1 protein-coding gene is annotated in these 369 nt (G+C 35.8%); it reads right to left on the reverse strand.

The window, feature by feature from the left end; all coding sequences use genetic code 11:
* Window positions 1-112: 112 nt before the first annotated feature.
* Window positions 113-369 (reverse strand): hypothetical protein (locus tag KP705_RS19350; RefSeq protein WP_215765487.1); only part of this gene is annotated, 257 nt, incomplete at its 5' end.

Genomic DNA, 369 nt, shown 5'->3' on the forward strand with positions numbered 1-369 from the left:
GGCGAATTTTGACATGGTGTTTCAGCCCCCTTTTTTCAAAAGGTGGACTTACTACACAATTTGCAAGCAAATTGTCGTAAGCTGAAGAAGGAAACCCCTTCTTCAGATATATTCAGAAAGCTTCTTTTTTTGTCGGTAATGGCACATTTGGCTGACCGACAAACCATTCGTAGAGTGAAGGATCACTCGGAAGGCGAAGTGTCTCTAGAAGCACTTCATTATCTCGCACTATAGAAAATTCAAAAAATTCATCTAAATTTTCATCATGTAATTCCTTAAGATTTTTCCAAATTTTCATAGTTTCTAAGTCGTTTGAATGAGAAATTATAAATGTATTTTGGCATGCAATATGGAATCGTTCGTTAGTTT

This window comes from Gluconobacter sp. P1D12_c (assembly GCF_018812105.1).
GTDB lineage: Bacteria > Pseudomonadota > Alphaproteobacteria > Acetobacterales > Acetobacteraceae > Gluconobacter > Gluconobacter oxydans_A.